The organism is Pseudonocardia sp. NPDC049635 (assembly GCF_040659795.1).
GTDB lineage: Bacteria > Actinomycetota > Actinomycetes > Mycobacteriales > Pseudonocardiaceae > Pseudonocardia.
In genome coordinates, this window is record NZ_JBFAON010000018.1 from 18,480 (window position 1) to 34,759 (window position 16,280).

The 16,280-nt window shown below is 72.5% G+C and carries 17 protein-coding genes and 1 tRNA gene; 8 read left to right on the forward strand and 10 right to left on the reverse strand.

The genetic code is table 11. The annotated features are described in order from the left end of the window. Nucleotides 1–14: 14 nt before the first annotated feature. Nucleotides 15–869 carry an SDR family NAD(P)-dependent oxidoreductase gene (locus AB0J24_RS20300; RefSeq protein WP_358683554.1) on the reverse strand — a complete coding sequence of 285 codons (855 nt, stop codon included), beginning with the start codon at nt 867–869 and terminating at the stop codon, nt 15–17. A 101-nt stretch (nt 870–970) separates the two neighbouring features. Between AB0J24_RS20300 and AB0J24_RS20305 the strand changes: the two genes are divergently transcribed. After that, a complete protein-coding gene (locus AB0J24_RS20305) occupies nt 971–1,423 on the forward strand; it encodes an SRPBCC family protein (RefSeq protein WP_358683556.1) in 453 nt (150 codons plus the stop codon). On the opposite strand, the gene AB0J24_RS20310 is transcribed toward AB0J24_RS20305, so the two are convergent. From AB0J24_RS20310 to AB0J24_RS20340, 7 genes are all read right to left on the reverse strand, one after another. Then, entirely contained in the window at nt 1,414–3,003 is a 1,590-nt protein-coding gene (locus tag AB0J24_RS20310; protein WP_358683558.1) for an NAD(P)/FAD-dependent oxidoreductase, read from the reverse strand. The two genes, AB0J24_RS20305 and AB0J24_RS20310, sit on opposite strands and share 10 nt — an antisense overlap. Before the next feature lie 420 nt (nt 3,004–3,423). Then, entirely contained in the window at nt 3,424–4,233 is an 810-nt protein-coding gene (locus tag AB0J24_RS20315) for an ABC transporter permease (RefSeq protein ID WP_358683560.1), read from the reverse strand. Continuing rightward, the gene (locus AB0J24_RS20320; RefSeq protein WP_358683562.1) at nt 4,230–5,177 is read right to left on the reverse strand and encodes an ATP-binding cassette domain-containing protein; all 948 of its coding nucleotides are present in this window, start codon (nt 5,175–5,177) and stop codon (nt 4,230–4,232) included. Before AB0J24_RS20320 ends, AB0J24_RS20315 begins: the two co-directional genes overlap by 4 nt. 42 nt (nt 5,178–5,219) lie before the next feature. Further along, complete coding sequence (locus AB0J24_RS20325) at nt 5,220–6,062, reverse strand: DUF4097 family beta strand repeat-containing protein (RefSeq protein ID WP_358683564.1); 843 nt, start codon at nt 6,060–6,062, stop codon at nt 5,220–5,222. A gap of 60 nt (nt 6,063–6,122) precedes the next feature. After that, nucleotides 6,123–6,623 carry a hypothetical protein gene (locus AB0J24_RS20330; RefSeq protein WP_358683566.1) on the reverse strand — a complete coding sequence of 167 codons (501 nt, stop codon included), beginning with the start codon at nt 6,621–6,623 and terminating at the stop codon, nt 6,123–6,125. Nucleotides 6,624–6,715: 92 nt separating this feature from the next. Next, entirely contained in the window at nt 6,716–7,582 is an 867-nt protein-coding gene (locus AB0J24_RS20335) for an LLM class F420-dependent oxidoreductase (protein WP_358683568.1), read from the reverse strand. Nucleotides 7,583–7,616: 34 nt separating this feature from the next. Beyond that, nucleotides 7,617–8,360, reverse strand: a complete 744-nt coding sequence (locus AB0J24_RS20340; protein WP_358683570.1) for a glucose 1-dehydrogenase — start codon at nt 8,358–8,360, stop codon at nt 7,617–7,619. Nucleotides 8,361–8,450: 90 nt separating this feature from the next. On the opposite strand from AB0J24_RS20340, the gene AB0J24_RS20345 reads away from it, so the two are divergent. Then, a complete protein-coding gene (locus tag AB0J24_RS20345; RefSeq protein WP_358683572.1) occupies nt 8,451–9,059 on the forward strand; it encodes a TetR/AcrR family transcriptional regulator in 609 nt (202 codons plus the stop codon). On the opposite strand, the gene AB0J24_RS20350 is transcribed toward AB0J24_RS20345, so the two are convergent. Both AB0J24_RS20350 and AB0J24_RS20355 read right to left on the reverse strand, forming a co-directional pair. Further along, nucleotides 9,036–9,482 (reverse strand): YgaP-like transmembrane domain, encoded by a 447-nt coding sequence (locus tag AB0J24_RS20350; RefSeq protein WP_358683574.1) that lies wholly within the window; start codon nt 9,480–9,482, stop codon nt 9,036–9,038. The genes AB0J24_RS20345 and AB0J24_RS20350 overlap by 24 nt on opposite strands. A gap of 394 nt (nt 9,483–9,876) precedes the next feature. After that, a tRNA-Arg gene (locus tag AB0J24_RS20355) sits at nt 9,877–9,949 on the reverse strand. Between the two features lie 300 nt (nt 9,950–10,249). Here AB0J24_RS20355 and AB0J24_RS20360 point away from each other — a divergent pair. The 6 genes from AB0J24_RS20360 (at nt 10,250) to AB0J24_RS20385 (ending at nt 16,239) form a co-directional block, all read left to right on the forward strand. Then, entirely contained in the window at nt 10,250–10,873 is a 624-nt protein-coding gene (locus AB0J24_RS20360) for a TetR family transcriptional regulator (protein ID WP_358683576.1), read from the forward strand. A gap of 72 nt (nt 10,874–10,945) precedes the next feature. Continuing rightward, nucleotides 10,946–12,100, forward strand: a complete 1,155-nt coding sequence (locus tag AB0J24_RS20365) for an acyl-CoA dehydrogenase family protein (RefSeq protein ID WP_358683578.1) — start codon at nt 10,946–10,948, stop codon at nt 12,098–12,100. A 47-nt stretch (nt 12,101–12,147) separates the two neighbouring features. Then, complete coding sequence (locus tag AB0J24_RS20370) at nt 12,148–13,059, forward strand: SMP-30/gluconolactonase/LRE family protein (RefSeq protein WP_358683580.1); 912 nt, start codon at nt 12,148–12,150, stop codon at nt 13,057–13,059. A 9-nt stretch (nt 13,060–13,068) separates the two neighbouring features. Beyond that, complete coding sequence (locus AB0J24_RS20375; protein WP_358683582.1) at nt 13,069–14,619, forward strand: AMP-binding protein; 1,551 nt, start codon at nt 13,069–13,071, stop codon at nt 14,617–14,619. Next, nucleotides 14,616–15,377, forward strand: coding sequence for a glucose 1-dehydrogenase (locus AB0J24_RS20380; protein ID WP_358683584.1), 762 nt, complete (start codon nt 14,616–14,618; stop codon nt 15,375–15,377). Before AB0J24_RS20375 ends, AB0J24_RS20380 begins: the two co-directional genes overlap by 4 nt. Before the next feature lie 16 nt (nt 15,378–15,393). Next, nucleotides 15,394–16,239, forward strand: coding sequence for an enoyl-CoA hydratase (locus tag AB0J24_RS20385; protein ID WP_358683586.1), 846 nt, complete (start codon nt 15,394–15,396; stop codon nt 16,237–16,239). Nucleotides 16,240–16,280 lie beyond the last annotated feature (41 nt).

A 16,280-nucleotide genomic window follows, 5' to 3' on the forward strand; every position in this document is an offset into this window, starting at 1 on the left:
TCTCCGACCCCTGCTCACCCGTCGTGCGCGGGTTCCCACAGCGCACCGGAGGTGGGGCCCGGCCCGTGGCCGTGCAGCGACCAACGGCCCACGACCAGGCCGAGCAGCCGCTCCACCGGGCCCGGTGCCAGCCGGTGCGCGAACACGAGCAGCCGGACCGCCGGTCCACCGGCGACGGTCTCGGCCCGCGGCCTGCGCAGCCGGGCGACGATCGTGCGGGCCACCCGTTCCGGTGTCGCCACCGGTGGCGGTGGTCGCACCCGGCGTCCGGTGTGGTTGGCCGACACCGACCAGATCGGTGTGTCGACGGCGCCGGGCAGGACCGTGCACACGTGCGCCCCGCGCGTCCTGGCCCGGCGCAGTTCGGAGCGCAGACCGGCCGAGAGGGTCCGTACCGCCGACTTGGACATGCTGTAGGCGGTCAGGTGCGGCGCCGGGACGACCCCGAGCACCGACGACACGTTCACCAGGACCCCGTGCCCACGCTGCATCATGGTGGGCAGCGCGACGCGGGCGCCGTGCACGCAGCCGCCGACGTTCACCTCCAGCACCCGGCGGGTCTGCTCGGGCGGGGTGTCCAGCACCGTGCCGAACAGGGCGACCCCGGCGCAGTTCACCCAGCCCTCGACCGGGCCGAACCGTTCGGTGACGACGTCCGCCGCCCGGGCGACCGATGCCGCGTCGACGACGTCGACCGGCACCGCGACGGCCCGGGCCGGGGGGAGTTCGGCGGCGACCTCGCCGAGTGCCGCCGCGTCCCGGCCGAGCAGGCCGACCAGCGCCCCGGCACCCACGAGCTCGCGGGCCGTCGCCCGTCCGATCCCGCTGGACGCTCCGGTCACCACCACCACTGCACCGTCGAGCCGCATACCCGTGTCGCTACCCGGTCCGGGCCGGCGCATGCCGGTCGGAGTGCATCGCCTCCCGGCGGGTAGTCGGGGCGGGTCCGAACGAGGAGAGGAGCCGCGACGTGACCGAGGTGCGACGAAGGCTGGGCGCGACGCCGGGGCAGGTCGACGCCGTGCTGGCGGACGGCTGGGCCTACGGGCTGTGGGTGGTGGGTGCCGTGCACATCCGGGAGGTGTCGCAGGACTGGCCGAAGCCCGGCGCCTGGATCCGGCACAGCGTCGGCGCCTGGCCACTGACGATCGAGGACCGGACCTACGTCGAGGAGTACGAGCCCGGTCGTCTGTTGCAGCTGCGCGCCCACGCCGGCCCGGCCGGGACCGCGCGGGTCAGGTTGGAGTGGGAACCCGACGGCGACGGCACCGCCGTGCGGATGTCCGAGGACGCGATCGCCGGTCCGGGCACGCTGGTCCCGCCGCCGGTCCGCGCGCCGCTGCTGCGGCTGCGCAACGGGGAGAGCCTGGCCCGGCTCGCGGCGATCGCCCGGGGCAGGCCCGAGGAGCCCGGTCAGGCGTAGAGCCGTCGGTGGGCGAACCGGACCGCCCCGCGGTAGAGCGGCCCGGCCCGCCCGGTGGCGGCGAGCGCGGCGCGGGCCGCGTTGCCGCCCGGCCCGCCGTGCACGGCCCCGCCCGGGTGCGCCGACGCACCGGACAGGAACAGCCGGTCGATCGGGGTGTCGGCCCGGCCGAGCCCGGGTACCGGCCGGAACACCAGCTGCTGGTGCGGGGCGCAGGTGCCGCCGGTGATCGCACCGTCGACCAGGTTGGCGTCCTGTGCCTGCAGGTCGGCGGGCCCGGCGACGGCGCGGGCCCGGATCAGCGACCGGAACCCGGGCGCGTGGTCCTCCACCACCTGCTCCATCCGGTCCGCCCAGCGCAGCACGTCGTCGGTGCCCCAGCCCAGGCCGCGCGGGACGTGCGTGTACGTCCAGGCCGACTCGGTGCCGGGCGGTGAGCGGTCCGGGTCGGCCGTCGTCATCTGCCCGAACAGCAGGAACGGGTCGTCGGGGAGCCGGCCGGAGGTGAGGTCGGCGGCGTAGCGGCGCAGGCCGTCGACGTCGGCGCCGAGATGCACGGTCCCGGCCGAGCGGGCACCCGGCGCCGTCCACGGGACCGGTCCGTCGAGCGCCCAGTCCAGCTTCACCGTCGAGAAGTCCCAGTGGAACCGGTCGAGATCGGCGACGAACCGGGCCGGCAGGTGTTGCTCGCCGACGAGGTCCCGGTACAGGCGGGGCGCGTCGACGTCGGCGAGGACGGCGCGCCGGGCTGCCACCCGGCCGCCAGCGGCGTCCTGAACCCCGGTGGCGCGACCTCGGTCGACGAGCACCGAGCTGATCGGGCGGCCGCACTGGACGCGCCCGCCGCGGGTCGCCAGGCGTGCGACGAGAGCGTCGGTCAGCGCTCCGGATCCGCCGACCGGCACCGGGAACCCGATCTGCTGGCCGAGCATCGTGAGCAGCCACCCGTAGACGGCGCTGCCCGCCGAGTCCGGGCCGAGATCAGAGTGCAGTGCGTTGCCCGCCAGCAGCAGTGCCGCGGCCGAACCACCGAACCGCTCACCGGCCATCCGGGCGACCGGCTGGACCAGCATCCGGGCCAATCGCAGCGCGTCCCCGGCGCCCAGCGTGCGCAGCAGCCGTCCGGCCGGGCGGACCGGCGGGAACGGCCGCAGCGCCGCCTCCAGGACGTCGCCGCCGATCCGCTCCCAGTCGGCGACCAGCGCCCGCCACGCGTCTCCGTCACCGGGGTGGTCCTCGTCGAGGTCGGCGGCGGTGGCGTCGACCGAGCGGTGCAGCACCGCGCAGCGGCCGTCCAGGGTGGGGTGGGCGACGACGGCCGGGGCGTGCCGCCAGCGCAGTCCGTGGGCAGGCAGGTCGAGGTCGCGCAGCACGGGGGAGGCCGCGCCCATCGGGTGGAAGGCGCTCGCCAGATCGTTGACGAAACCGGGTGCGGTGAGCTCGGCCGAGCGCACCGCGCCGCCGGGGGCGTCGGCGGCCTCGCAGACCAGCACCTCCCATCCGGCGTCGGCGAGCAGGTTGGCCGCGACCAGGCCGTTGTGCCCGGCTCCGATCACGACGGCGTCGACACGTTCGGTCATGCGTTCCCTCCGGGCTCCCGGTGAACCGACGGGGCCGCCGGCACGCCGGGCGCGTACCCGCGCACGTGCCCGCCATGCGGGTGGTCCGTCCGTGCGCGTCGTACCGGAACGGGCCCGGTATCGGTGACCGGCCGGTCGCCGTACGAGGAGCCGCCGGTCTGCGCGAGGAGGCGGGCCTGCGTCCGTCGGGTCATCCGGTCACGGTAGGCCGTGGATCGCGGGCCGGGCGACCTCCACCGGAACGCGCTGGGTTGTGCGCCTCGATCCTGCTGCACGACGTGCCCCCTGACCCGGATCGGCTGCGTGCCGTGCTGGAGCGGGTGCTGGGTGTGCCGGAGCCTCCCCCGGACGGGGTCCGGGGGAGGCGGCAGAGCTGATCCACCGACGGGACCTCGACAGTGGCCACCGGGCCCCGGCGGGTCAGCGTGCGGCCCGGGTCCGGTAGAGCCGCCGGGCCCACAGGTAGCTCGCCACGGTGATCACCACGCACCAGCCGGCGGCGAGCGCGGAGCTGGTGGCGAGCCCGTCGGACGGGGCGACCCCGAGCAGCCCGCGCAGCGCGTCGATCATCGGGGTGAAGGGCTGGTACTCGGCGAACCACCGCAACCAGACCGGCATCGATTCGGTCGGGACGAATCCGCTGCCCAGGAACGGCAGCAGCACCAGGAACAACGGGGTGTTGCTGGCCGACTCGACGGTGTCCGCGGCGAGCCCCAGTGCCACGGTGAACCAGGTCAGCGCGACCGTGACCAGTGCGAGCAGGCCGACCGCACCGAGCCAGCCGAGCGGTCCGGCCGCGGTGCGGAACCCCATCGCGACCGCCACCAGGACGACCACGGCGAGCGCCACCGCGGTCTGCACGAACGCGGCGACGACGTGGCCGGTGAGCACGCTGGTCCGGGCGATCGCCATCGTCCGGAACCGGGTGACGATCGCCTCGGTCATGTCGGTGGCGACACCGAGTGCGGTGGCCAGCGCCACGCTGGAGATCGTCATCAACAGGATCGCCGGGGTGATGTAGGTGAGGTACTCGCCGCGGCCGGCTCCGGGACCGGCGAGGCCGGCACCCAAGGTGGCGCCGAAGACGTTGACGAACAGCACCAGGAGCACGATCGGCTGCCCGATGAGCATCAGGGTCAGCGACGGGTAGCGGCGCATGTGCAGGAGACGCCTGCGCAGCATGGTCAGGGAGTCCCCGACGGGGCGGGGGCCGTGGGTCGCGACGGTCATGACTGCGGAACCTTCCGGGTGTGCGGACCGCCGGTGAGGGCGAGGAAGACGTCGTCGAGATCGGGGCGGCGGGTGCTCACGTCCACAGGGGCCACTCCGGCCTCGTCGAGCCGGCTGAGCATCCTGCGCAGCGCCGGGACGCCGTCGGCGGACAGCTGCAGGGTCAGCGAGTCCGGATCCGGCAGCGCGTCGGGCAGTGCGGTCGAGGCCGCGTCGAGGTCACCGGGGTCGGTGAAACGCGCCTCGATGTGGCCACCGGGGACGAGGGACTTCAGGTGGGCGGGACTGCCCTGGGCGACGATCCGGCCGCCGTCGAGCACCGCGACCGTCTCGGCGAGCTGATCGGCTTCCTCCAGGTACTGGGTGGTCAGCAGCACCGTGACCCCGTGTGCCACCAGCTCGCGGACCTCGTTCCACAGGTGGCGGCGGCTGCGCGGATCGAGCCCGGTGGTCGGCTCGTCGAGGAAGAGCAGCCGGGGCGAGCCGATCAAGGTCATGGCGAGATCGAGGCGGCGGCGCATCCCCCCGGAGTAGGTGGCGGCCCGCCGGTCCGCGGCATCGGAGAGGTCGAACCGGTCGAGCAGCTCGCGGGCCCGCAGCCGGCCGAGGTCGTGCGGGAGATGGTGCAGATCCGCCATCAGCCGGAGGTTCTCGGTACCGGTGAGCAGACCGTCGACGGCGGAGAACTGACCGGTGACGCCGATCGCGGCGCGGACGGCATCCGGTTCGGTCGCGGGATCGTGTCCGGCGATCCGGATCCGTCCGGCGTCCGGTGGCACCAGCGTGGACAGGATCCGGACCAGGGTCGTCTTCCCGGCCCCGTTCGGGCCGAGCAGGGCGAACACGGTGCCGGGACGGATGTCGAGATCGATTCCGTGCAGGACGGGATGAGATCCGTAGGACTTGTACACCCCGGTGGCGTGTACGGCCGGTGCGGTGGTCATGGTCGTCGCTCCTTGTATCCGGGTGGGCGGTGCGGTCGCGGGTCAGGCCCGGCGGATCACGATGTCCCCCTCGCGGGACCGGGCGTGGACGGTGACGGTTCCGGTGAACCCGGACGGGTCGTCCCGGGCGGTGAGGTCGTTGACGACCCGGCCCGAGGTGTCGGCGTCGAGCCAGAGCGCGGTGCCCTCGGCGACCCCGATCTCGAACCGGCCGTGCGAGCTCGTGAGCTCGATCTCGCCGCGGCTGACCCGGCCGAGCCGGACGCTGCCGTACGCCGTCCGCACCCGGACGTCGTCCTCGACGACGTCGACGTCGATGTCGCCGTGGGCCCCGGTGAGATCGGCGGGACCACCGAGTGCGTCCGCCCGGACCGGGCCGTGCTTGCTGCGCAGCACGGCCGAACCGGTGATCCGGTCGACCCGGATGCCGCCGTGGTCGGCGGTCAGCGTCGCGTCCCCGTCGATCGGCCCGGTCACCCGGATCTGGCCGTACCCGACGGTGACCGCGGCCGAGGTCGCGGCGTCCAACCGGACGTCGCCGTACTCGGTCCGGACCGTGCACGCGCCGAGAGCACCGTCGGTGAACACCCCGCCGTAGGACGTCACGGCGTGCAGCGTGGAACCGGTCGGCAGGCCGATGTCGACCGTGATCGACCGGCCCGGGGTTCGCGGGACGAGCTTCTGCAGCAGGCTCAGCGGTGCTCCGGTGACGCGTAGCTCCGTCCCGGAGAACTCGGTCCGGACGGCGTCGGCCGGTGCGCGGTCGGCGGGGTCCGCCCGTACCTCGACGACCGTGTCGGTGCGGGTGGTGGCGACCACCCGGAGTTCGCCGATCGGCAGCTCGACGGTCGCGGTGACCGGTAGCGGGGTGTCGAACGTGGGCACGGGGCATCGCCTCCTCGGCGCGCGGCGCCGTGAGTGGGTGGGGTGGAGCAGGGTCGGCGGTCAGCCGAACCAGCCGGTCCGGCGCTGCCCGCCGGCCGGGTGCACAGGGGTGGGCGCGGACGGAGCGTCGAGTGCGGCCGTCGTGACCCGGGTCAGCCAGGTGTTGACGCTGAGCCCGTCGCGCGCGGCGGCTTCTTCGATGCGGGCCTTGAGGCTCTCCGGCGGGCGGAAGTTGATCCGCGCGACGGGCCCCTCGGCATCCTGTGGTGGCGCCACGGCGGCGGGGCCTGGCGCCACGGGCGGTGTGGCCGGGGGCGCCGGCGGGGTGGCGACGACGAACTCGGGATCGGCCCCGCGCAGTCGCAGGTGCACCGAACCGGGCACCAGTTCCAGGGTGATCTCGTCCGCCGCTGCTGCCAGTGCCTCCAGCAGGATCAGGCGCACCGTGGACTCCAGCGGGGTCACCAGGCGCGCGGCGAGGTCGCGCGCCTCCTCGCCCGCGACCTCGCTGACCGCCGCGAACTGCGCCCGGAGCCGGTCGACGTATCCGTCCAACTGCATGGCGCCATAGTGGCGCACGATGGCGTCAGTTGCAAGGCGTACTGGAAGGAGCCCCCGCCGGAGTGCCGGCGGGGGCTCGTGGTCGGTTTCGATCAGGCGAGGGCGGCGGCCGCCGCTCCCACGACGTCGACGATCCGTCCCGGCTCGGGGATCCGCCGGGCGAAGACGTACGCCGTGGTGAAGCCGAGCTCGCGCTGGGCGGTGGCGGTCCGCACCACGTCCGCCACGGTGGTGTCCGGGTCGATCCCGAACATCGTCGTCTTCTCGATCTCGTCGTAGTCGCGGCCGACGGCGTCACAGTGTGCGCGCAGCACGTCGAGCTTGTGGCCCGACTCCGGTGAGGCGTTGATGTTGCAGGCGTCGGCGTACTGCGCGACGAGCCGGAGTGTGCGCTTCTCCCCGGAGCCACCGATCAGCAGGTACGGGTGCGGTCGCTGGAGCGCCTGCGGCACGTTGAGGGTGCGCTCCAGGCGGTAGTGGTCGCCGACGAAGGGTTCTTCGGAGTCCGACCACATCTGCAGGCAGATCCGGACGGCCTCCTCCAGGCGTTCGAACCGTTCCCGGGTGGCGGGGAAGCCGAAGCCGAGCCCTGCGGACTCGTCGGCGGCCCAGGCGGCACCGATGCCGAGTCCGGCACGGCCGCCGGAGAGCACGTCCAGCGTGGAGATCTGCTTGGCCACCAACGCCGGCTCCCGGTAGGTGACACCGGTGACGAGGGTGTGCAGGCGTACCCGTTCGGTGGCTGCAGCGAGGAATCCGAGCGTGGTGTAGGCCTCCAGCATGTCGTGCTCGAAGGGGCCGAGGCCGGTGTCACCGCCGAGCTGCCAGAAGTGGTCCATCACGGTGATCCGGCTGATCCCGGCGGCCTCCGCCTCTCGGGCGTGCCGGGCCAGTGCCGGGCCGAGGGCGGCCGGGCCGCCGTTCCAGGTGAAGTCGGCGATGTGGAGTCCGAGTTCCATGGGTGTCCTGTTCTCGTGTGACGGGTGGGTCCGGTCAGAGCTGGTTCTCGCCGCCGTCGACGTCGATGCTCGCGCCGAGCACGAAGCTGGACTGCGCGGAGGCGAGGAAGGTGACGGCGTCGGCGACCTCCTCGCCGGTGCCTGCGCGACCGAGCGGCACCTGTGCCGCGAAGCCGGCCCTGGCCTCCTCGGCGCGGTCCTCGCCGACCATCTCCGCGACGGCAGGGGTGTCGATGGTCCCCGGTGACACGGCGTTCACCCGGATTCCGCGGCCCTTGAGCTCGTTCGCCCAGGTCCGAGTGAACGAGCGCAAGGCCGCCTTGCTGGCGGCGTAGACGCCGAACGCCTCGACGCCGTCGCGGGCCCTGACCGAGGAGTTCACGATCACCGAGGCGCCCGCGTTGAGCTGGGGCAGTGCCTTCTGGACGGTGAACAGCGTTCCTCGGACGTTGACGCCGAAGATGCGGTCGAGGTGTTCGGTGGTGACCTGCTCCAGGGGGAGCAGTTCGGCGGTCCCGGCGTTCGCGAACACGACGTCGAGTCCGGCCCCCCGCTCGCGGACGGCGTCGTACAGCCGGTCGAGGTGGTCCAGGTCGGCAACGTCCCCCGCGACGCCGGTCGCGTCGCCGATCGTCTCGACCGCGGCCTCCAGCTCCGCCTGGTTCCGGCCGGTGACGAACACGTGTGCTCCTTCGGCGGCGAAGCGTCGTGCGGTCGCGAGACCGATCCCGCTGCTCGCTCCCGTCACGACGGCCGTCCGGCCCTCGAGCAGTCCCATGGGGCTTCCCTCCTGTTCAGTACCGATCGGTACCGAATACGACCGTAGCACTTCTGTACCGATCGGTGCGAAACGCGTACGCTGACGGACGTGACCGGTGTGAAGAAGCCGGCCGTGGGCCGCCCCCGTGGTTTCGACGCCGACGAGGCGCTCCGGCGGGCGTTGCTCGTGTTCTGGGAGAAGGGCTACGAGGGTGCGGCTCTGACCGACCTCACCGACGCCATGGGGATCACCAGGACCAGCATGTACGCGGCCTTCGGCAACAAGGAACAGTTGTTCCGCAAGGCGCTCGAGCTCTACACCGAGGGGCCCGCGGCCTACGGGGAGCGGGCGCTCGCCGAGCCCACCGCACGCGCGGTGGCGACCGCGTTCCTCGACGGCGCCGTCCGGACCACCACCGGTCCCGACAGCCCCGCAGGCTGCCTGGGGGTCCAGGGGGCGCTGGCCTCGGGCGATGCCGGACGCCCGATCCACGACGCACTGGCGCAGTGGCGCACCGCGGCCGAGGAGCGGCTCGCGCAACGGTTCCAGCGGGCCGTCGACGAGCACGACCTGCCGCCGGAGGCGGAGCCCCGACGTCTCGCCCGCTACCTGATGACCCTGGCCAACGGCATCGCGGTCCAGGCGGCCGGGGGCGCGTCACGATCGGAGCTGCAGGAGATCGCCGACATGGCGCTACGGCACTGGCCCCCGATCTGAGGATCGACCCCGGCCGGGCGGCGGACCGGCCCGTGACGCGCCTACCCGGACCGGGCCCGGGCGGCGGCGACGGACCCGGTCGATCACCGCTGCGGGGTCCGGCTCGACGACGCCGCGGTTGAACGGCAGCTTCGCCAGCAGCCCAGCCATCGCGCAGGTGTCGCTCAGCGCGGAGAAGGTCAGCCCGGTACCGATGCCGCCTGCCAGCAGCCGCAGTTTCGGGGAGACGAAACGGCCGCCCAGGATGCCGGTCAGGACCAACGAGCCTGCGACGAGACGAACCTGACGCTCCATCGCCCAGACCGTCCGTCCGTGGACGACGTCGCCGCCTGCCGCGGCATAGGCCGGCACCCCGCCGTCGAGGACGCGGGCGGTGTCCAGGCCGGCCGCGGCCAGATGGCGGCGCCCCTGCTCGGCGCGCACGCCGGACCGGCAGACCAGCACAGCGGGGAGGCCGGGTCGTCGAGGTGGCCGGCCAGCTCGGCCGCGTGCTCGGCCAGGGTGTCCAACGGGACGTGATACGAGCCGCGGATGTGCTGCGCCTCGAACTCGGCCGCGCTGCACACGTCGACGACCAGCGGCTGCGGCCACCGGCGCAGCTCGGTGGCCGAGACGGTGCGGGACCCGGGCCCGGCGGTCTGGGGTGTGGACATCGCTACCTCGTTCGTCGGCGTCGCACGTCGGGCCGAGGCCCCGTGGAGATCACCTGGAAGCCGGCACCGAGCGCCGTGGACGTCGGCGAGTTGGACGACGACATCCTCGCACCCCGGGCCGTCCGCGGGTACCTCCCGACGGCCACCGTGGATCGTCGGTTGCGTGCCCCCGGCAGGATTCGAACCTGCGACACCCGCTTTAGGAGAGCGGTGCTCTATCCCCTGAGCTACGAGGGCCTGCGGTGAGCCTACCTGGGGCGCTCCGGATCGCAGTCGGCGCCGCCCCCGCGCCGGGGTGCAGCCGGGGCACATGCCGTCGAGACCATCCGGTCCGGGAGCAGAGGTGGCCGGAGGCCGAGCGTCTACGAACGCGCAGCGGTCACCGCCGCCGGTCAGCCGGCACATGGCCTCAACGGCCGGTACCGCGCCAAGCATGCCACCGGCACTCCGATCGTCGACCCACGCACTCCGGCGCACCAGGAGAAGCGCAACACGACCGAGCCACTGGTGCCCACATCGCCTGCCTACGCTCGCGCGATGGGATCTGAAGAGCTGGACGGCACGCGCGGGCGGGCACGCCGGTCCAACGCCGATCGTCGCGCCGCGACCCGCACCGCAGTGCTGGACGCGACGATCACCGCGATCGTCCGGTACGGGTATCGGGGCGCCACGTCGCAGCGGATCGCCGAGCTGTCCGGCCTGACCCGAGGAGCGCAGAAGCACCACTGGGCAGGCAAGGCCGAGATGGTCGCGGAGGCGCTGCTGCACCTGCACGACCGGCTGATGAGCGCGACGGTGGCGGAGCTGGAGCGGGCTTCCGGCGGTATCGCACCGACACTGGACGCGCTGTGGCGGTCGTTCCGGTCCGACCTGTTCACGGCCGCCACCGAGCTACATCTCGCGGCCCGTATCGACGACGATCTCCGCACGTTGTTGATCGAGGTCGAACGGGAGATCGGGCGCCGGATCCGCACCATCACCACCAGGGCGCTCGACGACGGCGCGCACTCGCCGGAGCGGCTCGACGAGATCGGCGACCACGTCATCAACGTCATGCGCGGCATGGCATTCCAGGCATCGCTGGGCACTGGCTCCGGCCGCGAACGGCGTCAGCTGAGGGTGCTGGAGGAAGCGGTGCGCCGCCTACTGCAGGAGGATTGACATCCAGCCTGGGATGGATTTAACTTCCGCAAGGCCGGGCCCCGGCGACACCTGCGACGACGGAGTACGGCCATGTCCCTCATTCACGGTGTCGCCCCCCGAGGTCCTTCAGGCGACTTCGGAGCGGCCGTCCGCGACTTCGTGCTCCGCGAGTGCGGAACCCGTGAACAGCGCGCTGAGCTGACCGACAACGGTCGCACCGAACACAGCGCGCAGATCTGCCGCATGCTCGGTGAACTCGGGTGGGCCGGGGTCGCTTTCCCCGAGCGATACGGCGGCAGCGGCGGTGGAGTCGTCGAGGCCTGCGTGCTCCTGGAGGAGCTGGCCTACGGCCAGGTCCCGGTGTTCGGACTCGGGATCTCGATGATCGTCGGCAGGACGGCGCTGCGGTTCGGGACCGAGCAACAGCGGCACGAGGTCATCGGCAGTGTCAGCCGGGGCGAGGTCTCGGCGATCGCGATGAGCGAGCCGGAGGCGGGCTCCGACGTCGGGTCGATGCGGTGCGCAGCTCGGCGCGTCGAGGACTGCTACGTCGTCGACGGCCAGAAGACCTGGATCTCGTGTGCTCCGTACGCGGAGCGGATCCTGCTCGTCTGTCGCACCGACACGACCGGGGGCAAGCACGACGGCATCACCATGCTCGAGGTGCCGCGGGACACCCCGGGGGTCGAGATCCGGCCGATCGAGACCCTGGGGGGCCGGGAGGTCAACGACGTCTTCTTCACCGGCGCCCGGGTGTCGACCGACCGAGTGATCGGGGTCGAGCACCAGGCATGGCGGCAGCTCATGGCCGGGTTGAACTTCGAGCGTCTGGTGTGTGCGGCGACGTTCCTGGGCAACGCTCGACGGGCGTTCGACGACACGCTCGCCTACGTATCCGGGCGCAGGCAGTTCGGTCGCCCGGTCGGCTCGTTCCAGGCACTGAGACACCGGCTCGCGGACCTGGCCACCGAGCTGGAGTGCTGCTCCCTGCTGGTCCACGACGTCGCCCGGAGGGCCGACGACGAGCCGGACCGGCAGCTCCCGAGGGAGGCCTCGATGGCCAAGCTCAAGGCCACCGAGCTGGCGAAGACGATCACCGTCGACGGGATGCAGATGATGGGTGCTGCCGGCTACACGACCGAGTACGACATGCAGCGCCAGCTCCGGCAGAACATCGTCGCCACCGTCTTCGCGGGAACGAGCGAGATCCAGCGCGACATCATCGGATCATCGTACGGCCTCTGACCCGTCCCCGGTGCCCGACGCACCGCCCACGAAACCGAGGAGCACTCATGTCGACAACGAGGTCCGTCATCCGGCTCGCCGCGGGCGGGCACTACTTCGAGGCCCCACGCTGGCACGGCGACCGCTGGTGGGTCTCCGACATCTACGCCGGCGTCCTCTGCACCTACGACACCGACGGCACCCGGACCGAGGTGTTGCGTGTCGAGGGCAACCCGTCCGGGATCGGCTGGTTGCCGGACGGCTCGCTGCTGGTCGTGTCCATGCACGATCGGAGGCTGCTGCGTCGCACACCGGAGGGCGAGGTGACGGTGCACGCCGACCTCTCCGGGGTGTGCGAGCACGAGATCAACGACCTGGTGCTGGATGCTGACGGCCGGGCGTTCACCGGCACGATCGGTTTCGCGATCACCGCAGGTGAACCGCCGAGGGCGGGCGCGATCTACCGGGTCGACCCCGACGGCTCGGTCCACGTCGCGGCCGACGACGTGGTGTGCCCCAACGGGATGGTCATCACCGGTGACGGTGGCACGCTCATCGTCGCGGAGTCGTTCGCCGGGCGGCTGACCGCGTTCACGATCGGTGCCGACGGCGCCCTGACCGACCGCCGCCTGTTCGCACAACTCGCCGAACCTCCGCAGCTGGGGCCGTTGCCGGAGGTCATGGCGGCACTGGCGATGATTCCCGACGGGTGTGCGATCGACGCCGACGACGGGATCTGGGTGGCCGACGCCGGTCACCAGCGGGTGCTGCGGTTCGACCGGAACGGCGCCCTCACCGAGGAGATCGCCGATCCGAACGGCAACGGTGTCTACGCCTGCGCACTCGGCGGGCAGGACGGCAGGTCACTGCTGCTGTGCGCGGTGCCGGACTTCTTCGCCGCCGCGACCGGGGTCGACACCGACAAGGCGGTCCTCATGCTCGCCCGGGTGGACGTCCCGCGCGGCCTGGGCCGGCCTTAGGAGCGCGGCATGGACCCGGCGAACCTCCTCCGCAAGAGCACCCGCCTGTTCGGGCAGAACACAGCCTTCGTCTGTGAGGGACGGCGGCAGACCTACGACCAGCTGATGGACCGCGCGACCAGGCTGGCGAACGCACTCCGAGCCGCCGGAGCACAGCCCGGTGACCGGGTCGCATTGCTCAGCGACAACTCGTTCGAGGGCCTCGAGCACATTGCCGGGCTCGCACTGGGCGGGTACGTGCGCTGCGCGCTCTACGGGCACGACACCCCCGATCGCCAGCACTACCTGCTCGGTCTGGTCGGCGCCCGCGCACTGATCGTGCAGGACAAGCACCTCGCGGCGCTGCAGCCGCTGCTGGCCGACCTCGGGGAACTGACCACCGTCCTCGTCACCGGGGATCCGGTTCCCGGGGCGGCCGGCTACGAGCAGGCGCTGGCGACCGCTTCCGCCACGGACCCGCACGTCCCTCTCGCCGACGACGACCCGCACGTCATCCGGTTCTCCGCGGGTACGACGGGCAAGCCGAAGGCCATCCTGCACACGGTCCGTGGCTGGATGGACATGGGTACCGAGATGGCGCTCGTCATTCCTCGGTTCACCGAACGGGACCGCTACCTCGCACCCGCTCCGCTCAGCCACGCCGCCGGGATGTTCGCCTGGCCGCTGGTCGCGGCGGGCGCGACGACCGTGGTGATGCCCGCTTTCGACACTGCCCGCTTCCTGGAACTGATCGAGACCGAGCGGATCACGCTGACGATGACGGTGCCGACGCTGATGACGATGATCGCCGATCATCCGGACTCCCGGACCAGGGACCTGAGCAGCCTCGCGACCGTGTTCTACGGGACCGCTCCGGCGTCCGAAGCCGCGCTGACCGCGGCGATCGGGGTGTGGGGCAACATCATGTACCAGATCTACGGACAGAGTGAATGTCTGCCGCTGACCGTCCTCACTCCGGAGCACCACGTTCTGGACGGCACCGAGGCGGAGCGGGGTCGGCTGCGGTCCGCCGGGCGCCCCACCCCGAACTCCGACGTCGCGATCCTCGACGACGACGGGAAGCGACTGCCCGTCGGCGAGGTCGGGGAGGTCGCAGGTCGATCGCCCGGGACGATGCGAGCGCTCTGGGGTGACCCGGAGGCCGCCGCGGAACGGGTCACTGCGGACGGCTGGTTCCGCACCCGCGACCTGGGTCGCATCTCCGAGGACGGTTTCCTCTACCTCACCGACCGCAAGGAGGACACGATCATCTCCGGCGGCTACAACATCTGGCCGACCGAGCTGGAGAATGCGCTGGCCGCACATCCCGCGGTGGCCGAGGTCGCGGTGGTCGGCGTCGCGCATCCCCGCTGGGGCGAGACACCGCACGCCGCCGTGGTGCTCCGGCCGGGGGCGTCGGTCACCGCCGACGAACTCGTCGCATGGAGCCGCGAGAAGGTCGGCTCGGTCAAGAAGGTGACCGCGGTGCACGTCGTCGAGACACTGCCACGGTCACCGATCGGGAAGGTCCTTCGGCGCGAGGTCCGCGCGCGGCTGGCCGAGAACGGGGCCACCCGATGAGCGGACGCCTGCAGGACCGGGTCGCGATCGTGACCGGTGCGGCCCACGGGATCGGCGCGGCGGCGGCCCGCCGCTTCGTCGCCGAGGGCGCCCGGGTGGTGCTCGCCGACATCTCCGAGCGCGGCCTGGCGGAGACGGCGGGCGAGCTCGGCGACGCGGTACGCGCGATCCGGTGTGACGTCGCCGATCCACAGGACCTCCCTGCCACGGTCGACCACGCGGTCACCGCGTTCGGCGGACTCGACATCCTGTTCAACAACGCGGCCACGGGCGCGGGCGGAGGTCTGACCGAGATGGACCCGGCCGACTGGGACCGAGTGTTCGCGGTCAACGTCGGCGGAGTCCTGCACGGCATCCGGGCCGCGGTCCCGGCGATGCGAGAACGAGGTGGTGGCGCGATCCTGAGTACCTCCTCGGTCGCAGGCCGTTGTGCCTCCCCGGGTATCGCCGCCTACGCCGCGTCCAAGGCCGCGGTGGAGTCCCTGACCCGCAGCGCCGCCCTGGAACTGCGCGAGAACCGGATCCGGGTCAACGCGATCGCGCCCGGCCTGGTCCGGACCAGAGCTGCGGAGGCGAGCGCCCGGTTCCTCCTCGACGCCCTCGGCTCCGATCCCGACGGTTACGTCGCGGCCAGGCAGGGTCGCTGGGGCGAGCCGGACGAGATCGCGGCGGTCGCCGCGCACCTGGTCAGCGACGAGGCATCGTTCACCACCGGGCAGTGCTATGTGCTGGACAACGGCGCGACGCTCAGGGCATGACCGGACCGGAGGGACAATGACCGACACCGTCCGCTACGAGCAGCCCGAACCCGGCATCGCCCGGGTCGTGCTCGCCCGCCCGGAGAAGCGCAACGCCCAGGACCGGGAGCTGCTGCACGCGCTCGACGACGCCTACCGCCGTGCGCTGGCCGACGAGCAGGTCCGGGTGATCGTCCTGGCCGCCGACGGGCCGGACTTCTCCGCCGGGCACGACCTCGACACCGACTGGTCGATGGCCGGTGCGCAGCCACGCACGCTCACCGGAGGTTTCGACGCACCGGGTGCGGAGGGCTGGTTCGCGACCGAGGAGGAGCTGTTCACCGGCCTGTGCCTGCGCTGGCGGGACATGCCCCGGCCGACGATCGCCGAGGTGCGCGGCCGGGTGATCGGCGGCGGACTGATGCTGGTGTGGCCGTGCGACCTGATCGTCGCTGCACAAGGGGCCAGCTTCGTCGACCCGGTGGTCGCCTTCGACATGAACGGCGCCGAGTACTTCACCCACCTCTGGGAGCTCGGGGCGCGGCGGGCCAAGGAGATGCTGTTCACCGGGGAACGCATCACGGCCGAGGAGGCGCTGTCGATCGGGATGGTGAACCGCGTCGTCCCCGACGACGAGCTGGAGGAGGCCACCCTGGAGCTCGCCCGCCGGGTGGCGGCCCGGCCGCAGTTCGGGGTGCGTCTGGCCAAGCGCTCGATCAACCACGGTCTCGACCTGCAGGGGCAGCGGGCGGCCGTGGAAGCAGCCTTCGGTGTGCATCATCTGGCGCACAGCCACAATCAGCGGCTCCACAGTGGCCTGGTGGATCCGAGGGGGGCCGCCGTCATCCGGGACGAGGCGCGGGCCGCCGACGACCCGACGTGATCACCGGGCCCGCGACCTCGTCGAGGAATCGGGCCGATCCG